This window comes from Bradyrhizobium sp. IAR9 (assembly GCF_013408065.1).
GTDB lineage: Bacteria > Pseudomonadota > Alphaproteobacteria > Rhizobiales > Xanthobacteraceae > Bradyrhizobium.
Window position 1 is genome coordinate 88517 of sequence record NZ_JACBZW010000005.1, and the last position, 21982, is coordinate 110498.

The following is a 21982-nucleotide window of genomic DNA, read 5'->3' on the forward strand; positions in this document are numbered from 1 at the left end:
GTCAAAATCCGTAGAGTCGTGCCGGGTTGTCGACCAGGATCTTCTTGCGCACGTCGGCATCCGGTGCCCACACCGGAAGCTGGTTGAGCAGGCGGCCGTCGTCGATCTGATAGAGCGGCGCGATGTCCGTGGCTTTGCGTCCCTCGACACGGCTCGAATCCGGATGCGGCCAGTCGGTGCCCCAGACGACGCGATCCGGGTTGGCCGCGATCAGCGCCTGCGCGAACGGCACCATGTCCTGATAATCCGGCGCGAGCTTGGACGAGCGATAGGCGCCGGAGATCTTCACATAGGCCTTGCCGGACTTCACCAGCGCAGCGAGATCGGAGAACCCCGGCTGCTCCAGGCCGAGCGAAGCTTCCAGCCCGCCGAAATGGTCGAACACGACAGGTGCCGGCGCCGTCTCGACGAGGTCCTTGATCGCCGAGATCATAGGAAGCGTGGTGTAGAGCTGCACGTGCCAGCCACGCGCCTTCATGCGCTCGATGGCGGTGGTGAAGCGTGACCTGCCGACATTGGGGTCGTTGACGCCGCCGGTTGCGAGATTGAGGCGCATGCCGCGGAAACCGTCCGCCTGCATCGCATCGAGCTGTGCCTCGGTCGTCTTGTCGTCGATCACGGCGACGCCGCGCGCATTGGCGCCACGTGCCTTCATGCCGAACAAGGTCGACGAATTGTCGGTGCCGTAGACGCTGGGGGTGACGATCACCACGCGCTCGATATGCAGCGCCTTGTGCAGTGCAGCCATTTCTTCAGGACTTGCCGGCTCGGGCGTGTAGACGCGCCCGGCGAAGAACGGAAACTTCTCGACGTCGCCATGAATATGAGTGTGGCAGTCGCAGGCACGCGCGGGGACGTCGAAATTGACCGGCGTCGCAGGCTGCGCCGCGCGGGCGTGGGCTCTGTTGGTCATGGCTACTCCGGCGGCGAGGGAGGCAAGCAGGACGCTGCGTCGATTGAGCACGGTTTCTCTCCCTGGTTGTTTTATTTGGCAGTGTGTCGGGACGGTACCACATCAGCCGGATCGAAGCTGCGCTTCGTTGCATAGCTGCTCGACAATGTCCGCAAGCAGACGTGAGCCGTCCACGCGCACGACCGAGCAGGGCAGGCCCGCGAGCCATGCTTCATGCTTGGTGAGACTGCGACCTTCGCGATCCCCCGCTTCGTAATGAGAGGCCCATTCGACGAAGTCTTCGGTCTCGTCATGGCGCCAGCCGCCCGGCGCGACGGCGTCAGCGCCGAAATGGGCGGCCTCGCGGGCGCGCAATCGCTTCATCCGGATCTCGCGCGGCGCGGTCACGAAGACGACGAGATCGAAGTACGAAGCGAGCTCCTCACCCCAGCCGGTGACGGATCCGCTCAGCACCCAATCGAGACGCGGCAGAAACATCTCGCGCATCAGGCGCAGGCGGTCGGCGACGGAGCGCGTCGTCTGATAGGGCGGCGCGGTCGGCAGCCAGAAATAGTCGTCGCTATCGTGATGCGGCAGCGCAAGCCGGCCGGCGAGCGCCCGGCCGAGCGTCGTCACGCCGGAGCCCGAAGCGCCCGTCAGATGGATGCGGCGGCTTTTCATGGGCACCGGCCCGATGGATTGAAACTACTGCCCCGACGGCGTGCGCAGCCCGTGCCAGGCGTCGCGGACCTGGTGGTAGTGAACCTCGGGCAGATAATCCGGCGTGTTCAGGCTGAGCGTCTTAACGTCGAGATGGCCGATAGCGCTGAGCAGCGTGTAGGAGGCGATGACGCGGTCGCGGTTGGCGCCGATCAGGCGGGCCTTGGCCTGGATCAGATCGGCCTGCGAGTTCAGCACGTCCACCGTGGTGCGCTGTCCGCCGGCGGCCTCGCGCTGCACGCCCTGGAGCGCGACGGTCGCGGCCTTCACTTCGGATTCCGAGGCCGACACGGTGATCTTGGCGCCTTCATTGGCGACCCATGCGCTCACCGCCGCCGTGCGTGCCTGGTTGCGGACCTGGTCGAGCACGAGCCGGCTCTGCGCCGTGATCTCCTTGGCCTGCCGGGTCTGCGCGGCGGCCTGGCCGCCGTCGTAGATCGGCGCGGTGACATTGGCGACGATCGAGGCCTGGTCCTCGGCGAAGGTGCCGAGGGTCGGGTCGTTGTTGCGGCTCTTGCTGGCGCTGCCCTGGATGGTGGCGCTCGGCAGCAATGAGCCTTCGGCGATGCGGATGTTGGTGGAGGCGACATCGACGTCGAAGCTGGCGGCCATCACCGCCGGGTGCTGGCGGATTGCCATCGTCATGGCGTCTTCGCGGCTCTTCGGCAGATAGCGATCGACGGCCTCGGCGGGGCGAAGCTGCGATGGTGCATTGCCGATCACTTGCGCATAGGTCGCCTGGCTGACGGCAAGCGCGACCTCGGCGGCGTTGAGATCGGCAAGGCCGCGGTTGAGGCGCGCTTCGGCCTGCGCGCTGTCGGTCGGCGTGACATCGCCGGCGTTGAGACGGCGCTGGGTGACCGAGAGCGTCTCGCGCAGGAAGGCGACGTTGGAACGCTGCGCTTCGACCAGCGACTGGTTGGCGAGCACATTGGTGTAGGCGGTGACCGCATCGAGCAGCACGCCCTGGCCGACATTGCGCAGCGCCTCGCGGCCCGACTGCACCTGGAGCTCGGCGGCCCGCACGTTGTTGGCGGTGCGGAAGCCGTTGAACAGGGTCTGCGTCACGGTGACGCCGATGATCCATGGCTTCAAATTGCCGGTCTGGATCGTGTTGTCGGGCAGCAGATTGCGCACCGATTGCAGGCCGGCGCTGAGGCTCGCCACGATCTGCGGCCGGTAACCGGCGAGGGCCTGCGGCACGTTCTCGTCCGTGGCGCGTTGTCGCGCACGTTCGGCATTGAGCTGCGGATTGGTCTGGTAGGCCTTGGCGAGCGCCTCCGGCAGGGCTTCGGCCCAGGCGACGGAGGGCAGGGCGCAACACAGCGCCAGCGTGGTCCATGTCGCAAGTACAGGACCCACGCCCGATCGATGCCGCGTCAACTCGCGACCAGCTCTGGCGGTACGCCCAATCATGTATTCCCGCTTAACCTCGGCTGTCCGCCCCCGCCGACGGTGGCCTCTTAACTGTTTAACCAGCCGAGGTCCCGCAGGCAAACTGCCGCGGGCGAAACCCCCATGAAATCCGTGCTTGTTGCAGCTTCGTCACAGGGTTTCACGGGAACGCGGCCGAGCCTTACACCAGCCTGACCCGTTCCCTGACGTTACCGGTTCTTGTTCACCGGCTTGCGCTTCTCGATGAACGCCGCCATGCCCTCGGAGCGGTCCTCCAGCGCGAAGGTCGAGTGGAACAGGTTGCGCTCGACGCTCATGCCCTCGGCGAGCGTGGTCTCGAAGGCGCGGTTCACGGCTTCCTTGGCCATCGCGGCCGCAGGGCGCGACATCGCGGCGATCTTCTCGGCCGCCGCCATCACTTCGTCCATCAGCTTGTCAGCGGGCACGATGCGGCTGACGAGCCCGCTTCGCTCGGCTTCCGCCGCATCCATCATGCGGCCGGTGAGGCAGAGGTCCATCGCCTTGGACTTGCCGATCGCGCGTGTCAGGCGCTGGGTCCCGCCGATGCCGGGAATGGTGCCGAGCGTGATCTCGGGCTGGCCGAACTTTGCGGTGTCGGCGGCGATGATGAAATCGCACATCATGGCGAGCTCGCAGCCGCCGCCGAGCGCATAACCGGCAACCGCGGCAATCGTCGGCTTGCGGCACCGCGCGATCCGGTCGCCGCCGATCGCGGCGAAATCCTCGGAGAACATGTCGATGAAGCCTTTCGGCTGCATCTCCTTGATGTCGGCGCCGGCGGCAAAGGCCTTCTCGCTGCCGGTCACGACGATGCAGCCGATGGCGTCATCGGCCTCGAGATCGTCGACGGCAGCTGCGATCTCGCGGAAGACGCCGAAGGAAAGCGCGTTGAGCAGCTTCGGCCGATTCAGCTTGATGATGCCGACCGCGCCTTTGCCTTCGACGATGATGTGTTCGAACGTGCTCATGCTCCACCCACGCTTTTGATTGGGCAGGCAATGTGCCCGCTGGCGCGGTGAGCTTCAAGGGGCTAACGGCCGCCGGAACACGCAGCGAGATGCGCGTTCCGGGGAGGTTTCTCAGGCCAGGATCGGGCCCGCAATCACGCCATGAACATGCGCGCGGCGGACGCCAGCGTCAGCAGCGTGCCGACGCCGATGAAGATCTTGCCGATCAGGGAGCTCTGGTCCCAGGCAGAGCTTTGCTGGGCGCTTGCCATCACCGGTGCCGGCCGGGGCTGGGCCTCGGTTGCGGCAATCACCGCCTTCTGCGCCGGCGGGTTGTCCTGTTGCGCAGCGCGGTCGATGTCGTTGAGCTGATCGGGCGCGACGACCTGGCTCTCGGCGCTCGCAGCATTGGTATTATCGGCCGCTGCCTGGACATTGGTGTTGGCGCGGTCCGTCATCGCCGAGGCCGCTGCCGCAGTCGGGGTGTCGGTGGTGGCGACCTGCGCATTGGCGTTGGCGACCGCCGGCGGCATCTGGCTCGAGGCCGGGACGCTACCATCGGCCGTGTTGTCGGCCGCCTTGTTGTCAGACTTGGCCTCGTCGGCCTGGGCCGGAGCGGCGGTCTTGTCGTCGGATTTCTGTGCTGTCTTGCCGCTGGTGGTGGTGCGGCGTGACTCATGGCGCCGGTGCTTGCTCGGCTTGGCCGCGTCGGCCTGCTTGCCCGCGCTGTCCGAATTGCTTGTGGTTGAGCTTGGGGCCGCCTGTGCAAGGCCTCCGAACAGCAACAATAGGCCGGCCAGAACGATCAGGGCCGCGCGCCCGCTGGCTTTCATCATGGTGATGATCTCCCCAATTCCGCCCGTCCCGGAAACGAACAGAGACCCCGGGGCGTGACGACAGCGGGGCAGAAAATGGGAATCTTCGGGCTACACCGGGCAAAACCGGGGCAGACCGGACCCCACGGAGCCAGCCGCCGGGTGCGGGACGGGCCGATCGGTGTTATGAGCCGTCGCAGACGTTTACGGCCGGATCGGTCGCGAGGTCGGGGGCATATCACGAATTCGTGATCTCGTCGGACCCGCGTAACAAATTGAACGGACGGCCGAATTGCATGGTGAGGGGCGCGCGTGCGCGGACGTGAGGACGAATGGACCGGCCTGATGCGGTCGGCCATGGCTGGCGATGATGCGGCCTATCATCGCCTGTTGAGGGCGGTCACGCCGGTGCTGCGTGCTGCCGCGAGGCGAGGCCTGGCACGGGCAGGCCAGCCTCCCGACCAGGCCGAGGATATCGTGCAGGAGATTCTGTTGGCGGTGCATCTGAAGCGGCACACTTGGGACAGCGAAGCCCCCTTCGCGCCCTGGCTGTTTGCCATCGGCCGCAACAAGCTGATCGACGCGCTGCGCCGGCGCGGCAGGCGCGTCTTCGTCAATATCGACGATTTCGCCGAAACCCTGCCGGGCGAGGCGCCCGAGGAAACGGCCTCCGCGGGCGAGGTCGCGGCCCAGCTCAACACCCTGCCGCAGCGCCAGCGCGACGTGCTGCAGTCGATCGCGGTCGAGAGCGCCTCGATCAAGGATACGGCGGCGAAGTTTTCGATGAGCGAGGGTGCCGTGCGGGTCGCGCTGCATCGCGGACTTGCGGCGCTGACGACCAAACTGCGGGATCAGTAGTCATGGACACCGATCAACTCATCCGTTCGCTCGCAGCCGACAACGCCCATCGGGCGCCGCGCGTCGGCACCGTGCTGACCACGGCCCTCCTGGTGGCCGCGCCCTTGTCGATCCTGATCTTCGCGACGTTCCTCGGCGTGCGTCACGACGTGATGAGCGCGATGCACAACCCGTTCTTCGACATGAAATTCGCGGTGACGCTGTCGCTCGCGATTCCCGCCATCATCGTCAGCCTGCATCTGTCGCGTCCGGAAGCCCTGCTGCGCGGCTGGGGCTGGCTGCTGCTGCTTCCCGTCGGACTGCTCGCGGTCGCGATCGGCAGTGAGGCGATGATGGCGCCGGCCATGCCGATGACGATGCGCTTGATGGGCAAGAACTCAAGGGTGTGCCTGGTCGCAATTCCGGCGATGTCGCTGCCGCTGCTTGCGGGGGCGCTGTTCGGCCTGCGCCATGGCGCGCCGTCGCGGCCGGCGCTTGCCGGAGCGCTCGCCGGCCTGGTGTCGGCCGGCCTTGCCGCGACCCTCTATGCCTCGCACTGCACTGACGATTCGCCGCTGTTCGTCGCGACCTGGTACACGCTCGCGACCGCGCTGGTGACCGCGGTCGGCGCGGCGGTCGGGGCGAGGGTTTTGCGTTACTAGCGCGCCGGCCTCACGCCGCCGGCGTCGTGCCCAGCTGCATGCGGTGGAAGCGCAGCACCTGCTGCGCGGTCGAGCTGCGCAGCGCCTCGTAAACGTCGCGCAGCGTCAGCATGTCGGTCTGCGAGCCGCCGGAGAGCTTCTCGCGCATGGCGATGATGGCCCGCACGCTTGGCCAGGACATGCCCGCGACCTTGGCGAGGATCATCACGCCCTCGGTGCGGCTTTCGATCATCATGGTCTCGGCGGTCTCGACCGCGACGCCCGCGAGCGCCGCGAGCCCCGCATTGGTTTCGTCGAACTTGCCCTGCTCGGCGAAACTGGTGATCTGGAATTCGTTGAGACGGCCGTCCTCGTGCAGCGACCTCACCAGCGCGCGCGCCATCTCGGTCTGCTTCGTCATGGCGGCGGCGCGGACCCTCTGGGCCACTTCCTGCACCACGCTCGACACCTCGTCCATGAGTTCCGGATGCGCGGCCTCGAGCTTCCTGCGCACGCTCAAGGACGCCTTCGCGACCAGCTTCAAATAGTGATGGCGCGGCAGGTCCGGTCGCAGCCCGATGCAAGTGGCGAGATCGTCGTCGCGCTCGGCGCGGGTGACGAGATCGGTGAGGCTTCCCTCGGAGAGCCGCGCGCCCGGATTGCCGACGGTCGACTGCACCACGTCCTCGTCGCCGCGCGTCACCAGCACGTCGGTCAGCGCTTCCGACAGCACCCGCCGCAGCGAGATCGCCTTGAGATGCGCCTGACCTCGCGTGCGCGCGATCTCGATCAGGGTCGTCTCGTCGAGCCGTTCCGATTTCGACAGCACGGGGCCGGAGACCTCGATGACCTCGTCGAGCGCGAGCGTGCGCATGATTTTCGGCGGCGCGGCCGCAATCGGTGCGAGGCGGTCGGCGAGCAGCGCCTTGGCCGAGGTCTCGATCTGCTCGATCAGGCACTGGAACACGTCGTCGAACACGCGGATGTGGTCGTCGGAATAATCCACCGCGTTGCCCACGAACAGATCGGTGACGCGGCGCAGCGTCTCGACCCGGCGCGCGACGGTGCCGTGCGAGAGTGCAGCCTGCAGTTCCTCGAGCAAATTCTCGGATGTTTTTGCGGATCTGGATCTCATGGCCCTGTCCTGGAGCGCTCGGTCCGGCGGCGGCTTCTGTCGCAGCGGGAAGAAATGGATTGGTCAGCTCGTTGCAATGCGATTGCGCCCTTGCGCCTTGGCGGAATAGAGCGCGCGATCGGCGCGCGCGAGAAACGTATCGGCAGTATCGACGTCGCGCAGCGTCACGACGCCCGCGGAAATGGTCACGCGCAAATTCAGGGAGAATGCGCTCCAGTCGAGATCGGCGACGATGCCGCGCAAGCGCTCGAGCGTGCGCTGTGCGGCCTCGCCCGTTGTGTCCGGCAGCAGCAGGAGGAATTCCTCGCCGCCGTAGCGGCCGAAGCAGTCGGCCGGCCGGATGTTGGCGAACATGGTGATCGCGAAAGTGCGCAGCACCTCGTCGCCGACGGGATGGCCGTGGGCGTCGTTGATGCGTTTGAACCAGTCGAGATCGATCAGCGCGATCGCGCAGGGCGTCGATGCCCGCCGCGACTTTTCGATCTCGGAGTCGAGAAGCCGCATGATGCAGCGGCGATTGTAGGAGCCGGTGAGTTCGTCGAGCTCGGCCAGCTCCTCGATGCGCTGATAGGCGGCCTTCAGCTCGATGCTGCGCCGGTACAGGATCTTGCGCAGGGTGGCGCCGAACAGGCCGAGGAAGGCGCACTGGCCGATCACCAGCACGAAACAGAGCATCGAGGCGGTTCGCTCCAGCCGGGTCGCAACCGGCAGCCCGATCGGCAGGTCCGAGCCCAGGAAGACCAAAGCGAGCCCGCATGTCGCAAGGCCCCAGGTGACCATCGCCTGGTGAGAGGTCATGCGCAGCGTGCCAAATGCGAAGATCAGGAACAGCACGGCGAGGAAAGCGACCCCGGCCGTCGGCACTGCGAGCAGGAACAGCAGCTGCAGCGCCATATGCGCCGAGATCTGGAAGACGGTGAGGTAATGATCCTCGAACCGGTCGCCGAAGCCGGCTTCCGACAGCACGGTGAACGTACCGATGATCAGGAGGCCGCCGAGCCAGAACAGCGACGGAACGGCCATGGAGACCGTGCCGCCATAGGCGTAGAGCAGCAGGACCGAGGCACCCAGCGAATAGCTCGCCACCTGGCCGATATACATCTGGCGGCGCTGCCGGGCTCGGCGCGCCAGCACTTCAGAAGCCGCCGCCTCGGGCGTGAGCACGAGATCCGCGACCTCAGCGGCATTCCTCTCGGGAAAGGACGTCGCGGCCGTGCTCATGGTCCCGCCAATGGTGATGTCAGCGTAAAAATCTACGTGGCAAGCCTTTAGGTTTGGTATCCTTTGAAACCGAATCCGAACCGTGCAGCGCGGAACAAGGTGCTAGGCTGCTGGCGGGGAAATTTTGCCGGCGATCAGGCATCCGTTTGCGATGCGATCGAGCCTAAGCCGGGCTTGGCGAGACATATGTCGTGCAGGGTTGCTATGGAACCGAACGAGGCCGGGCCGCCTGTGCCGGACAGGCATTCCGCAGGGAAGTATCGCAGTATTATGTTACCGATCTGGATGAAGACGGCCGATGGCCGGGGGTGGGACAAGAAAAATACGCGTATGTGGGGTAGGTCACATAGGCGACCGTACGACTGCGGTAGATTGAACAATTTTGCGCCCCCGGTCGAACCGTCCGCCGCGCCGACCCGACCAACTTTGCGAGACGGGCATTGAGCGTGACACAGGCGGCTTCGGACGAGGTCCTGATCGCCAGGATCGCCCAAGGTGACCGGCTCGCCATGCAGGTGCTGTACGGGCGGCACCATGTCAGGGTCTACAGGTTCGGGCTGAGGCTCGTGCGGGACGAGCAGGCGGCGGAAGACCTCATCAGCGAGGTATTTCTCGACGTCTGGCGTCAAGCCGGCAAGTTCGAGGGCCGATCCGCCGTTTCTACCTGGCTACTGGCAATCACCCGTTTCAAGGCCCTGTCTGCGCTCCGGCGCAGGAAGGATTTCGAACTGGACGAAGACGCCGCCAACGCGATCGAGGATACGTCCGACAATCCGGAAACGGTGGTGCAGAAAAAGGATACCAGTGAAGCGTTGCGGGAGTGTCTGACGGGCCTCTCGCCGGACCATCGGGAAATCGTCGATCTCGTCTACTACCACGAGAAGTCCGTGGAAGAGGTGGCCGAAATCGTCGGGATACCGGAGAACACTGTGAAGACGCGCTTGTTCTATGCGCGCAAGAAACTGGCCGAACTGCTGAAGGCAGCCGGCGTTGAGCGAGGCTGGCCATGATGGCTTTGAGCAAGAAGATGCTGGAGCAAGAGCCCAGTGAAATTGAGCTGCTGCTGCCGTGGCACGCGGCCGGCACGCTGAACGCGCGCGATGCGCGGCGGGTCGAGGATGCGCTGGCGCGCGATCCCGAGCTTGCCAGGCAATATGCCGCAATCCGCGGCGAGTATGAAGAGACCATTCATCTGAACGAGAGCTTGGGCGCTCCGTCGGCGCGCGCGCTGCAGAAGCTGTTCGCCGCGATCGACGCCGAGCCGGCGCGGGCGAGCGGCTCGCTGCCGCTGTCGGCGCGCATCTCGACCTTCTTCGCGAGCCTGTCGCCGCGCACGCTGGCCTGGTCGGCGAGCCTTGGCGCCATCGCGCTGATGCTGCAAGCCGGAATCATCGGCGCCGTGCTGATGAAGAACCAGCCCGCGACCTTCCAGACCGCTTCGCTCTCGACCAGCGGTCCGATCACTCGCGAACTCGGCACCACCGTTCCGCCGGCGCGCGCGCTGGTGCGCTTCACGCCCGAGGCCCGCGTCGCCGACATCACCGCGCTGCTCGACAGCTACCAGGCCTCGATCATCGGCGATGCCAAGGGCGGCATGTTCCGCCTCCAGTTCGACAAGGCGATGAGCCAGGACGAGCTCGCCTCGCTGCTCGGCAAGATGCAGCGCGAGAAGTTCGTCAACCTCGCCGTCGCGGCGCCTTAAGCGCGCCGCTGATCCGATGACAGGTAAGTCCGAGAGCAGGGTGCGCGCCGGGGCCTACGCTTCATCGGTCGGCGCCGCGCTTCTGATCGCCGCCTGCCTCGGCGTCGAGGTTGCGCAGGCGCAGGCGATCATGCGCACGCCGACGATCAGCGTGCCCACGCGAACGCCGACCATCTCTCCGAGCATCGCCCCGCGCATCGGTCCGACCATCTCGGCCAGGGCGGTGTCCGTCGACCGCGGCCCGCGGACGATGGCGACCATTCCCCACACCACGACGTCGCGCCTGCGGCCGACGACGACGGTGCTGCCCTATGCGCGCTACTCGCCGAACCTGTATCCGGCCTGTACCGCGCCCTATCGCGATGCCGACGGCGAATGCCTGGCGCAGCCGAATGCCGGCGGCGGTGGCTCGGGCAAATCCGCCAAGAAGAGCGCCGGCAAGGGCCGCGGCAACGCCACGCCGGCCGCCGCCAATCTTCGCAGCTTCGCCAACGAATTCGTGGCCGAGATCGACGGCACATTGTCGCCCGGTGATGCCGACGCGTTGGCCCGCCGGCACGGCTTGACGCGGATCTCGTCGGAGAGCTTCCCGCTGATCGGGGCTACGTTCGGACTGTTCCGCATCACGGATGGCCGGCCGTACGAGACGGTGCGGCGCGAATTCGCGGCCGACGGCAGCGTGCGCTCGGTCCAGGCGAACTTCCGCTATGTGCTGCAGGACCAGAAATCGCCGCCCCCCAGCGAAGGCGATCCTGCGCAATATGCACTGACAAAGCTCCGCCTGCCGCAGGCGCATATGCTGGCGCACGGCGCCAACGTCACGGTTGCCGTGATCGACTCCGGCATCGACACCAGGCATCCCGAGCTCGCCAATTCCGTCGCCGACAATTTCGATGCACTCGGCAGCGCGGAGGGGCCGCACGTCCACGGCACCGGCATCGCCGGCGCCATCGTGGCGCATGACCGGCTGATGGGCAGCGCGCCCCAGGCGCGCATCATCGCGATCCGTGCCTTCGGTGGCAGCAATGGCGGCGCCGAGAGCTCGTCCTACATCATCCTGCGGTCGCTGAATTACGCCGCCGAGCACGGCGCGCAGATCGTCAATATGAGCTTTGCCGGACCGAAGGACGCGGTAATCGAGCGAGCCATCGCGGCGACCGCCGCGCGCGGCCTCGTGCTGATCGCCGCCGCCGGCAATGCCGGCGCAAAATCGCCGCCGCTCTATCCGGCCGCCAATCCGAACGTGATCGCGGTCAGCGCGACCGACCAGCAGGACAGGCTGTTCACCGCGTCCAACCGCGGCAATTACATTGCCGTCGCGGCGCCCGGGGTCGACATCTTCCTGCCGGCGCCGGACGGCAAGTACCAGATGGCATCGGGAACCTCGTTCTCGGCCGCCTATGTGTCAGGCGTCGCGGCGTTGCTGCTCGAGCGCAATTACACCTTGAAGCCGGAAGCGCTGCGCGTGACGCTGGCGAAGACCGCGCGCGACCTCGGCTCCCCCGGGCGTGACGAGCTTTTCGGCGACGGCCAGACCGATGCGTTTGCCGCGGTCATGGCTGTTCCCGCCGACGGCGCGACGCCGGTTGCGGCTGCGTCCGGTACAACAAAACGTGAAGATGCCGGCAAGCGTCGCGACGAGCCTGGCACCCGCGCGATCGAACAACCTTCGTTGTCGAGTGCGGACGATAAATCCACGATTTCTCAGGCGGATAGGCCGGCGACGCGATAGCGGCTGCGACAAAGATGCGCGCGGGCCGAAGGTCAAAAAATCGAACCCCGCATTGAACGTTCAGCCAGCTGCCACGACCAAATTATGTGGGAGCGGTCATCCCTCCCCATCAGTCATATCAGGCGCGAGCGCCCATCCACCCCAAGCGCCCATATGGCTTGACCCGTCCGGTTGTCCCCCCGGACGGGTCTTTTCTTTTCGGCATCCGATTCTTCAAAGCGTCGCGTTCGTTCAGCTTGCGGTTGATGGGACGCCGCCATGTTCGAGTCGGCTGTTCGCCCGGCGCTTCGCACCTCCGCTATGCTTGTGCGAGGCTTGACTCGAAAACGCAGCAAATCTCCGCACGACTACGGTGATTGACGACGAATGCCGTGTCGTTGCTGGACAAGTCAAAACTTTTCCACAAAATATTCATGTCGCGTCTAAATTGATTCGTGTGCGTTGCGTCCTCCGCGTCCGTGTTTTCCCCTGACGGGCTGGTTCATGACACATCGCCAAGAGTCTAGCTGCACGTCCGATTGGGCGTCTGCGCGTGCTGTGGTTGCTGGCCGCGACGTCGCGGCGCGCTGGTGCGCTCTCGCCGAGCAGCGGCTGCAACATCTCTCCGAAATGTTCGAGACCGGCCGCTGGCGCCGTTATCACTCCGAGATCGCATTCCTCGAAAACATCCAGGAAGCCAAGCGCGCGGTCCAGACCTGGCGCGCGCTCGCGACCGGTGGGGACGTCGCCGAGGCGGCCGCGAGCGTGACGCCGGCATTCGGCTGGTCGCCGGCGACCATGCCCCGCGTGTTTCCGCGCGAGCAACAGGCGCAGATCGTGCAGCCCAAGACCCTACAGCCAAAGGCCGTCCACATCGCCCCCGAGACCGCCGTGCCGGTCAGGCTCGATGCGAAGCCGGACGTTCTCGCCGAGATCACCAAAGTCCCGGTCGCGCCGCTCGCCGCGCCCGCAGCCCCCGCTGCGATGGCGTCGTTTATCGCGCCTGCCGAGATGCCGCCGCTCAAGGCTCCCGCGGCCAGGGCGCCGCTGACCGCACCTGCCGTGAGGTCACCGCTCGCCGTGCCCGCCGCAATGGCGCCGCGCGCTGCGCCTGAAGTGAGGCCGCCGCTCGCGGTCCCTGCCGCGAAGCCGCAGACGGCTGCGCCTGCTGCAATGGCATCGCTCCTGCCGCAGTTCACCCCGCCGGCCGAGGAAATCGTCGCAGCCCCCGAGCGCGTCGTCGAATTCACCTTCAGCCTCGACGGCCTCGAAGCCAAGTACCCGCTGCTCAGGAATGCGTTCTAAGGCCGTGGGTGAGGCCCGAGCAGAGTCGGCCGCCTCTCTCGCCCCGTCATCCTGAGGTGCGAGGCATGGGACGCAAGGCGTCCCATGGGGAGCCTCGAAGGATGAGCGGCCCATCTGCCGCCATACTAAGCTTATGTCTTCGATCTAGGCGCTCCCGCCCGACGCCGCGCAAACTGGCTCACCGCCTTCCAACCCGAACGAATGAGCGCTTCCTTCTTGGCGCGGCTCCCTTGAGCTGACGTTCGGCGGCAATCCCGTCGATGATCCGATCGAAATACTCGGACCACACCAGGACGACGGGACGCCTCGAATAAGTATACCCGGGATAAGCGCCGGCATTATGCTCATCGACACGTTTGGACGTATCCTCACCGGTCGCGCTTCCAATGTAGAAAGAGCCGTCGGCGCATTGCAGCATGTAGATATAGATGCCTACAACATCATCCTTCGAGGCTCCCACGTGGCGCGCTGCGCCACGTGGGGAGCGCCTCAGGATGACGGCAGTGTTTGGGTTGTCAAGTTTGATGCGACAACCCAAAGGCTATCCCGTCATGCTGAGGTGCGAGTTTCGCGGTGCAGAGCACCGCGGAGCGAGCCTCGAAGGATGACCGGCCCGGCTGTCAGCCACGCCTACCTGCGCACCGCATTGCCGCCGAGCACCACCTGCGCGAACCGCTGCGCGCCGTCGGCTGACAGATCCGACGTCACCGCACGCGCATGGTCCAGCCCGACCACGGCACCGCGCGGGGTCTCGGAGATCATGTTGTTGTTGACCAGCGCGATGCCGGCGCCCGGCACGACGGAGACGCCGACGCCGGCGAGGGCCTTGCGGATCACGTTGCCCGTGATCGCGACGTCGCGCAGATATTTGCCCCAGCCGGCGACGATGCCGTAGGACGGTGCGTTCTCGATCACGTTTCCGGTCACCGAGGTATCCGCCTCGATGTAGATGCCGACGCCGGCATCGTCGTCCGGCGCGGTGCCGATCGGGCGCTTCGGAACGAGGTTGCGGATGATGTTGCCCTGGACCACCGCCATGCGGCCGCCTTCGTTGAAATTGCAGACGGAGACGCCGACCGCGGCGCCGTCGACCGTGTTGTTGGCGATCACCGCGGCCTCGAACGAAAACTCCGAATAGAGCGCGACCTCGCGCACGTCGCTGACGCTGTTGCCTGTGATGTGGATGTTGGAGGCGGAGTTGCCACGCACTGCGGAGTAATCGCAGTTCCTGATGCGGTTGCCGCGCACGATCACGTTGCCGGCGCGAAAGGCGTTGATGGCGTTGCCGTACTGGCCGGAGCCGCCGGGGCCGGCCTTGATGTTCTCGATGCGGTTGTCGGCAACCAGCGTTCCGTCGTCGCCGATCGCGCTGCGCAGGATCTCGATGCCATTGTCGTTGGTGCCGAGAATCGTGTTGCGGGAGACGCTGAGACCCCTGGCGTCGAACGAGACCACCGCGGTCACCGCGATGTCAGTGAAGATGTTGCCGGAGATGTCGCCGGAGACCTGCTCGAGCCAGATGCCGCTGCCGCCTGAGTTCGTGATCTCGCAATCAGTGATGCGCGTATCGCGCCCGCCGAGGACATGGATCAGCCCGCGCCGCGCCGGCAGCGGAATGCTGCCGCCGTCAAAAGTGATGCCGGTGAGGCCGATGGAGTCCGAACCGTCGCTCTGGATCGCCGAGGCGCCGCCGGTGAAGACGAGTTTCGTCGCCCCGCGCACACCGATCAATTGCGCGCCGTTGGGCAGCCGCAACAGCCCGGCGCGATAGACGCCGGGTGGTAGCGCCAGCGGCAGCTGTGCGCGTGCAGCTTCGTCGATCGCGCGCTGCAGCGCGCGGGTCTGATCTTCGCTGGTGCCGGGCCGCACGCCGTATTGTGTGGCATCGCGGCCGAGCAGGGATGTCAGTGGTGCCGCGCGCGCGGCGTCGGCCGGCATGGCGAGCGAGCCCGCGATGCCTGCGGTCGAAGCTCCGATCAGATGGCGGCGATTTAGGTCCATGACGCGTCCTCCGGCGGAGGCGGGAGGGCATCCGCGCCGACTAGGTAGCGCAGGGCAGGCGAGGGCGCGGGGATTGTTCGCGGTAGGGTTAAATGTTTACGCAGAGACGGTGCCGTAGGGTGGGCAAAGCGTAGCGTGCCCACGAATTGACGGGAGATGGAACGAGATGGTGGGCACGGCGCAGGGGCGCCTTTGCCCACCCTACGAAGCCGGCGTGTTCCGCCCCTTCCTGGCCAGCGCCACCATCTCCATCACCATCGCTTCCCCCGCATCCACCAGCTCTTCCAGCGTGATCCGCGGCGCACCCTTGCGCCGAACCGCGCCGCTGCGTGCGAGAAGGGGAATGTGGATGAACGCGGCGAGCTGCGGGCCGCCCGCCTTCACGTTCTCGATCGCGCGCCAGCTCAGGTAGTTGCAGAGATAGGCGCCGGCATCGCGCGAGGAGCGCGCATCGATGCCGGTGAGGCGCGCGGCGCGCAGCAGCCTTGCCGTGTGCGGACCGAAATTCATCGCGTCGGCATGGCCGGCGATGCCGCGCTTGCTCGATCGGGTGTTGGCGGCATCGGGCCAGAGCATGGTGACGGCGTTGCGCGCGCGGGTCTCGATCCGCAGGTAAGGCGTGCGCGCGGCGAGGCCGAACATCAACAGCGCATCCGGCTTCACCTTCGCGATCACCTCCGGCAATTGCCAGTCGACCGCGGCATAGGTGACCGGGAAGATGTGACTGGAGATCGCGACATCGTCGAGTGCCGGACGGCGCAGTTGCGCGAGCCGCGCGACCAGCGGCTGGGTCGGGTTATAGGGCGCGCCGGGAAACGGGCCGAAGCCGGTGAGGAGAATGCGGAGCTTTTCGCTCATTTCAGCAACTCCAAGATCTGCTCGGCGGCGAGGGCCGGCGTGAGATGGCCGTCGGCGACCTCGGTCTCGATCTTCCGGACCTTGGTGCGAACCGAGGCCTCGCTGCGCAGCCGCGCCAGCATGCGCTGCTCCAGCATCGACCACATCCATTTCACCTGCTGGTCGCGCCGCCGCGCGGCGAAATCGCCGGACGCGTTCATCGCCTTGCGATGGTCTAAAACCTTCTGCCAGAGGTCGGTGATGCCGGTGCCGGCCAGCGCCGAATAGGTGACGACGGGTGGATGCCAGTGCTCGGACCTGGGGCTGAGGATATGCAGCGCGCCGCGATAGTCGGCGGCGGTGATGTTGGCGCGCTTGAGGTTGTCGCCATCGGCCTTGTTGATCGCGATCATGTCGGCGAGCTCGACCAGGCCCTTCTTGATGCCCTGCAATTCGTCGCCGCCGCCCGGCAGCATCAGCGCGAGGAAGAAATCGGTCATGTCGCAGACCGCGGTCTCGGACTGTCCGATGCCGACGGTTTCCACCAGCACGACGCCGAAGCCGGCAGCCTCGCATAACAGCATCGCCTCACGCGTTTTCGCGGCGACGCCGCCGAGCGTGCCCGAGGACGGCGACGGGCGGATGAAGGCATCGTCCGAGGCCGACAGCCGCGCCATCCGCGTCTTGTCGCCGAGGATCGAGCCGCCGCTGCGAGCCGAGGACGGATCGACCGCGAGCACCGCGACCTTGTGGCCCTGCTCGATCAGATAGGTCCCGAGCACATCGATGGTGGTGGACTTGCCGACGCCGGGCGATCCCGTGATGCCAACGCGAAATGCCTTGCCGGTCTCCGGCAGAAGCCTCTGCACCAGCTCCCGCGCCAGCGCCTGATGGTCGGCGCGCCGGCTCTCCACCAGCGTGATGGCCCGCGCCAGCGCCGCGCGGCTGCCGCCGCGGAGCTCCTTGGCGAGGGTCTTGATGTCGAGCGAGGGCTTCTTTTCAGTCATGCCCCTGCTTTACAATGCCGAGGCGGGGCAGGCGAGGCCCGCCCGCCCGATATCACCGGCTCGTGGCTGCCGCGGCTTGCGGCTGTTTTACCTTGCGCCAGACCCACACCATCACCGGCCAGAGCAGGGCGCCGATCGCCATGGCGGCGAGGATCGCTGCGACCGGGCGCTCGAAGAACGGCAGGATACTGCCGTCCGACTTGATCAGCGAGGTCACGAAGGCCTGCTCGACCATGGTGCCCATGACGATGCCGAGCACCATCGCGGCGACGGGATAGCCGTTCGCCTCCATCACGTAGCCGATCACGCCGAAGGCGGCGACGGTGACGACGCCGAACATGTTGTTGCCGATCGCGAACGAGCCGACCGCACAGCACAGCATGATGATCGGCATTATGGTCGAGCGCGGCGCCAGCAGGATGTAGGCGGCAACCCGGATCATGGCGATGCCGAGCGGGATCATCAGGATGTTCGCGATGATGAACATCAGATAGATCGCGTACATGCTCGACGCCTTCTCGGTGAACAGCGTCGGGCCCGGATTGAGGCCCTTCATGTAGAGCACGCCGATCGCGATCGCGGCGATGGTGTCGCCGGGGATCCCGAACAGCAGCGAGGGCACCCAGCCCGAGGCGATGCTGGCATTGTTGCTGGCGCCGGCCTCGACCAGGCCCTCGACATGGCCGGTGCCGAATTTTTCCGGCTCCTTGGAGAAACGCTTCGACATCGCGTAGGAGACCCAGGCGGCCATGTCGGCACCGGCTCCGGGCAGCACGCCGATGATGATGCCGACGATGTTCCCGCGCGTCATCTGCCAGTGATATAGCTTTGTCAGCCTCCACTGTCCTGCCATGATGCTTCCGAATTTTCGTCGCGGCAGCGGCGGCGGCTCGGGGGTCAGCATCGCGCGCATCACCTGCGCCACCGCGAACACGCCGACCAGCGCCGGGATCGGCTCGATGCCGCCGAACAGATCGGTGAGGCCGAAGGTGAAGCGCGGCACGCCGCCGGGATTTTCGATGCCGATGCAGGAGACCAGCAGGCCGAGGAACATGCCGGCGATCGCCTTCACCGGGGAGGAGCGCGCCACCAAGGTGGCGCACATCAGGCCGAGCAGCGCCAGCCAGAAATATTCGAAGGTCGAGAACGACAGCGCGATCTCGGCAAGCGGCGGCGCCAGGATCATCAGCGACAGCACGCCGGCGATGCCGCCGACCGCGGAAAACCACACGCCGGCCCCGAGCGCGAGCTCGGCCTGGCCCTTGCGCGTCATGGCGTAAGCTTCGTCCGCGTAAGCCGCGGAGGCCGGCGTGCCGGGAATGCGCAGCAGTGCGCCGGGAATGTCGCCGGAGAAGATCGCCATCGAGGACGCCGCGACGATGGTCGCGATCGCCGCGATCGGCGAGAGGTAGAAGGTGACGGGGACGAGCAGGGCGGTTGCCATCGTCGCCGACAGGCCCGGCAGCGAGCCGATCACGAGCCCGTACACGGAGGCCGCGAACATCGAAATGATGACCTCCCAGGTGGAGATCAGCGCGAATGCGTCAAGCAAGGTCTTCAGCATGGGATTACCAGGGCGTCGGCAGCAGGCCGGCGGGCAGCGGCACGCGGAGCAGCTTGCCGAAGATGAGGTGGATGGCGAACGGCGACAGCGCGGCGAGCGGCAGCGCCAGCTTCCACTTCGCACCGAGCGCGGTCGAGGTCACGTAGACCATGATCGCCGCGGTGATGATGAAGCCGAGCCGGTCGGCCGCGGCGACGTAAAACAGCAGCAGCGCTGGCGGCAGCAAAGCGCGCAGGCCGTAGAGCTTGCCCTGCGGCGGAGGAGCGGCCGCCTGGCCGTCCTCCAGCGGGATCAGCTCTTCCTCCTCCTCGAAGGAGTGGCCGATCCCGAACACGATCGCGAGCCCGCACAGCGCAAGGCCGCTGCCGATCACGAGCGGAAACACGTTGGGGCCGACCGGCTGGCCCGGCACCGGCGGCAGGATATAGCCGCCATAGGCGGCAGCTGCGCCGAGCACGACGAGAAACGATCCCGTGACGGAGTCGGGAAGACGCATGGGGAGGAGTCCTACAGGAGGTGCGCTCCCTCTCCCCGCTTGCGGGGAGAGGGTTGGGGTGAGGGGGGCTCGCCGCGGGCGAGGTGAGAGTTGGAGGCGTGGAGAGTCCCCCTCACCCGAATTCGAGCAAAGCTCGAATTCGACCTCTCCTCGCACGCGGGGAGAGGTGATGCAGTGAGCGAACCAACCACGTCAGCCAAAGTCATCTCACGCGAGAGCTGTGAAAGGTCACGCCTTGCTCAAGCCGGCCGCCTTCATCGCCTCGCCCATCTGGGCGTCGCCCTTGTCCATGAAGCCTGCGAACTGGCCGGCATCGCCCCACACGGTGCCGAAGCCGCGATTGCTCATGAAGTCCTTGAACTCGGCGGAGTCGTAGACTTTCTTCAATGCTGCGGTGAGCTTGGTTGCGATCTCCGGTGGCAGGTTCTTCGGGGCGCCGATGCCGCGCCAGGCGCCGGTCGCATAGTCGATGCCCATCGCTTCCTTCAGCGTCGGCACGTCCTTGAAGATCGGGTTGCGCGCGGGGGCCATGATGGCGAGGCTCCTGGCCTTGCCGGCCTCGATGATGGCGCGCGCCTCCGGCACCGAGCAGGTGGTGAGGTCGAGGCCGCCGGCGGCGAGATCCTGCATCGCAGGGGCCGCGCCGTTCGATGGCACCCAGGCGACCTGGTTGGCGGGCAGGCCCATCGCCTGCATCCAGCCGACCAGCGCCAGATGCCAGATGCCGCCCTGGCCGGTGCCGGAGGCCTTGAACTTGCCGGGAGGCGCCGCCTTGATCGCGTCGGCGAGCTCCTTGACCGTCTTGTAGGGCGAGGAGGAGGAGACCTGGATGCCCGGGGGATCCTCGTTCATCAGCGCCAGCGGCGTGTAGCTCTTCGGCGTCAGCTCGGTGAGGCCCTGCCAGTGCATCATCGAGATTTCGACGGTCAGCATGCCGATGGTGTAGCCGTCGGGCTGTGCGGTCGCGATCGCGCTATGGCCGACCACGCCGGAGCCGCCGGTGCGGTTGACCACGTTGAAGGGCTGGCCGAGGTCCTTTTCCAGAAGCGCTGCGACAATGCGCGCGGTCGCGTCGGTTCCGCCGCCCGCGCCCCATGGCACGATCACGGTGACCGGCCGGGCCGGATAGGCTTGTGCGCGTGCGGGCTTGAAGCCGAAAGCGGCGGACGCGGCAACGGCGGCGGTCGAAGCCGCAAAGGTGCGACGCGAAATCTTGGACATTGAATCTCTCCCAGCGGCGCCCGTGAGGTCGGGTGCTCTTCTCAATGTGCCATTCTAGTCGCCTTTGCAGCACCGCCGCAAGGTAGCGCTACCAACGAGATGCCATGTTGTGTGAAACCATGATGCCCATCGGATGGGCAGTCGGAAATCGGGTGGGTTTTGCCCGCGCAATTCGCCAACCTCTGCGCGTAACGAAAGCCAAAGGCAAGCCACCGATGACCCAAGCCTATTACAGCGCCGTGCTGGACCGCCCGCTGAACGAAGTCTGGTCGCTGATCCGCGATTTCAACAACTATCCCGCTTACATCGACGGGGTGAGCGAGAGCGAGATCGAAGACGACAAGCGTGGCGATGAAGTCGGCGCCATCAGGCGCTTCTGCTATCTCGGAAACTGGATCCGCCAGCGCCTGGTCGATCACTCGGATCGGCAGCACACCCTGACCTACGCCGGTCTCGAAGCGCTGCCGTATCCGCAAGATGACGGAAGCCAGACGCCGGCGCCGACGCGCTATCAAGGCACCATGCACCTGCGCCCGATCATCGAGGGCAATCGCACCCTCATCGAATGGTCGGTCGCGCTTGATACCGAGCCGGCGGATGCCGATCGCTGGCAGGCGCTATTCGCGTCCTGGATTCCTGATTGGACGGACTCACTTGCGCGGACGCTGGCGCGGTCCAGTTAGCGACCGCTCACGGCTCCTCGGCGTCGCCCTTCGGCCGCGCGCCGCCGAAGATGCGGGTGCCTTCCGCGGTGAGGTAAGGCTTCAACGTCTCCCATGGCACGAAGGCGACATACTCGCCTTCGGCGTAGGGGCCGACGGCGTAGGGTGGATAGTGGAAGGTCAGCCCGGAGCTCTTGCCCGCTTCAGTCGAGGGCGCGAGCGTCACCGCGCCGACCTTGAGCAGGCTCGGTTTCAGTTCTTTGAACCACTCGTCGGTTGCGGTCTCGCTGGCGTCGCGCTTCGTTTTCTCGGTGCGGAGCGAGGCGATCACGGCCTTCACCATCGCCTTCATCGTCGCCCCGTTATCGGCAGTCTCGGTGAAGAGCGGGCGGATCGAGATGCGCTTGCCCTCGGCCTTGTCCCACAGGATCGTGTTCACGTCCGAGTTGGGATGCGCGCCGCGGGTGTTCATATAATCGTTGCGCAGGACGCTGACGTAGCGGTCGGCGATCACCGAGCGGATCTCGTATTTGCGCTCGAAGTCCCAGCCGCCTTCCCTAGAGAACTGCGGATCGGCTTTGCGCGCGGCGGCAGCTTCGGCGGCATTCTTGTTGAGCCATTTTTTGCCCTCCGCGACGCAATCCGCCGCCAGCGCCGTATCCGCCTTGATCCTGTCGTCGAGGAACATGCGCGCCTCGATGCTCTTGGTCTTGATGATGGCGTCAGGCTTGGGGGCAGCGGCGTGGGCGGGACCGAACAGCGCGCTGCAAACCGTGGCGACGCTGAGCGCGCGCATGAACATTGGCGCGAAAAACATCACGCAAATTCCTTCTTGTCGGGAAATAGACGGCG

General features: G+C 66.2%; 21 protein-coding genes and 1 pseudogene. 7 read left to right on the forward strand and 15 right to left on the reverse strand.

The genetic code is table 11. The features are described 5' to 3' along the window. Position 1: 1 nt before the first annotated feature. The 5 genes from GGD67_RS15225 to GGD67_RS15245 all read right to left on the reverse strand — a co-directional run bounded on the left by GGD67_RS15225 (position 2) and on the right by GGD67_RS15245 (position 4811). A complete protein-coding gene (locus GGD67_RS15225) occupies positions 2-964 on the reverse strand; it encodes an amidohydrolase family protein (protein WP_179734004.1) in 963 nt (320 codons plus the stop codon). A 51-nt stretch (positions 965-1015) separates the two neighbouring features. Then, a complete protein-coding gene (locus GGD67_RS15230; RefSeq protein WP_179734006.1) occupies positions 1016-1573 on the reverse strand; it encodes an AAA family ATPase in 558 nt (185 codons plus the stop codon). Positions 1574-1597: 24 nt separating this feature from the next. Next, a complete protein-coding gene (locus tag GGD67_RS15235; RefSeq protein ID WP_179734008.1) occupies positions 1598-3028 on the reverse strand; it encodes a TolC family outer membrane protein in 1431 nt (476 codons plus the stop codon). A gap of 188 nt (positions 3029-3216) precedes the next feature. Continuing rightward, positions 3217-3996, reverse strand: a complete 780-nt coding sequence (locus GGD67_RS15240; protein WP_018315727.1) for an enoyl-CoA hydratase — start codon at positions 3994-3996, stop codon at positions 3217-3219. Between the two features lie 134 nt (positions 3997-4130). After that, positions 4131-4811: a hypothetical protein gene (locus GGD67_RS15245; protein WP_179734010.1), complete on the reverse strand. Its 681-nt coding sequence runs from the start codon at positions 4809-4811 to the stop codon at positions 4131-4133. Positions 4812-5102: 291 nt separating this feature from the next. Here GGD67_RS15245 and GGD67_RS15250 point away from each other — a divergent pair, with 291 nt between their 5' ends. Next, positions 5103-5648: a sigma-70 family RNA polymerase sigma factor gene (locus GGD67_RS15250; RefSeq protein ID WP_092256690.1), complete on the forward strand. Its 546-nt coding sequence runs from the start codon at positions 5103-5105 to the stop codon at positions 5646-5648. A gap of 2 nt (positions 5649-5650) precedes the next feature. After that, a complete protein-coding gene (locus GGD67_RS15255) occupies positions 5651-6289 on the forward strand; it encodes an NrsF family protein (RefSeq protein ID WP_179734012.1) in 639 nt (212 codons plus the stop codon). Positions 6290-6299: 10 nt separating this feature from the next. On the opposite strand, the gene GGD67_RS15260 is transcribed toward GGD67_RS15255, so the two are convergent. Both GGD67_RS15260 and GGD67_RS15265 read right to left on the reverse strand, forming a co-directional pair. Next, the gene (locus GGD67_RS15260; RefSeq protein ID WP_179734014.1) at positions 6300-7403 is read right to left on the reverse strand and encodes a DUF2336 domain-containing protein; all 1104 of its coding nucleotides are present in this window, start codon (positions 7401-7403) and stop codon (positions 6300-6302) included. Between the two features lie 63 nt (positions 7404-7466). Further along, positions 7467-8624, reverse strand: coding sequence for a GGDEF domain-containing protein (locus GGD67_RS15265; RefSeq protein WP_018315732.1), 1158 nt, complete (start codon positions 8622-8624; stop codon positions 7467-7469). A gap of 440 nt (positions 8625-9064) precedes the next feature. Here GGD67_RS15265 and GGD67_RS15270 point away from each other — a divergent pair, with 440 nt between their 5' ends. The 4 genes from GGD67_RS15270 to GGD67_RS15285 all read left to right on the forward strand — a co-directional run bounded on the left by GGD67_RS15270 (position 9065) and on the right by GGD67_RS15285 (position 13342). Continuing rightward, complete coding sequence (locus GGD67_RS15270; RefSeq protein WP_018315733.1) at positions 9065-9634, forward strand: sigma-70 family RNA polymerase sigma factor; 570 nt, start codon at positions 9065-9067, stop codon at positions 9632-9634. Further along, positions 9631-10326 carry a hypothetical protein gene (locus tag GGD67_RS15275; protein ID WP_018315734.1) on the forward strand — a complete coding sequence of 232 codons (696 nt, stop codon included), beginning with the start codon at positions 9631-9633 and terminating at the stop codon, positions 10324-10326. The genes GGD67_RS15270 and GGD67_RS15275 overlap by 4 nt, the downstream gene beginning before the upstream one ends. Before the next feature lie 16 nt (positions 10327-10342). After that, a complete protein-coding gene (locus GGD67_RS15280) occupies positions 10343-12058 on the forward strand; it encodes a S8 family serine peptidase (protein WP_179734016.1) in 1716 nt (571 codons plus the stop codon). A gap of 537 nt (positions 12059-12595) precedes the next feature. Beyond that, complete coding sequence (locus GGD67_RS15285) at positions 12596-13342, forward strand: TIGR03809 family protein (RefSeq protein ID WP_179734438.1); 747 nt, start codon at positions 12596-12598, stop codon at positions 13340-13342. 131 nt (positions 13343-13473) lie between these two features. Here GGD67_RS15285 and GGD67_RS15290 read toward each other — a convergent pair. From GGD67_RS15290 to GGD67_RS15320, 7 genes and pseudogenes are all read right to left on the reverse strand, one after another. After that, positions 13474-13760: pseudogene (locus tag GGD67_RS15290) on the reverse strand (GIY-YIG nuclease family protein). A gap of 212 nt (positions 13761-13972) precedes the next feature. Then, on the reverse strand, positions 13973-15343 hold the full coding sequence (locus GGD67_RS15295) for a TIGR03808 family TAT-translocated repetitive protein (protein ID WP_179734017.1): 1371 nt from the start codon (positions 15341-15343) through the stop codon (positions 13973-13975). Between the two features lie 201 nt (positions 15344-15544). Beyond that, the gene (locus GGD67_RS15300) at positions 15545-16201 is read right to left on the reverse strand and encodes a pyroglutamyl-peptidase I (RefSeq protein WP_179734019.1); all 657 of its coding nucleotides are present in this window, start codon (positions 16199-16201) and stop codon (positions 15545-15547) included. Then, positions 16198-17187: a methylmalonyl Co-A mutase-associated GTPase MeaB gene (gene meaB, locus GGD67_RS15305; protein ID WP_018315740.1), complete on the reverse strand. Its 990-nt coding sequence runs from the start codon at positions 17185-17187 to the stop codon at positions 16198-16200. Before meaB ends, GGD67_RS15300 begins: the two co-directional genes overlap by 4 nt. Positions 17188-17239: 52 nt before the next feature. Further along, positions 17240-18751, reverse strand: a complete 1512-nt coding sequence (locus tag GGD67_RS15310) for a tripartite tricarboxylate transporter permease (RefSeq protein ID WP_018315741.1) — start codon at positions 18749-18751, stop codon at positions 17240-17242. Between the two features lie 4 nt (positions 18752-18755). Then, entirely contained in the window at positions 18756-19247 is a 492-nt protein-coding gene (locus GGD67_RS15315; RefSeq protein WP_018315742.1) for a tripartite tricarboxylate transporter TctB family protein, read from the reverse strand. Between the two features lie 228 nt (positions 19248-19475). Beyond that, positions 19476-20468, reverse strand: coding sequence for a tripartite tricarboxylate transporter substrate binding protein (locus GGD67_RS15320; protein ID WP_179734021.1), 993 nt, complete (start codon positions 20466-20468; stop codon positions 19476-19478). Positions 20469-20572: 104 nt separating this feature from the next. Here GGD67_RS15320 and GGD67_RS15325 point away from each other — a divergent pair, with 104 nt between their 5' ends. Continuing rightward, positions 20573-21151, forward strand: a complete 579-nt coding sequence (locus GGD67_RS15325; protein ID WP_246784466.1) for an SRPBCC family protein — start codon at positions 20573-20575, stop codon at positions 21149-21151. Positions 21152-21158: 7 nt separating this feature from the next. On the opposite strand, the gene GGD67_RS15330 is transcribed toward GGD67_RS15325, so the two are convergent. Then, positions 21159-21947: an RsiV family protein gene (locus GGD67_RS15330; RefSeq protein WP_179734023.1), complete on the reverse strand. Its 789-nt coding sequence runs from the start codon at positions 21945-21947 to the stop codon at positions 21159-21161. Positions 21948-21982: the final 35 nt, after the last annotated feature.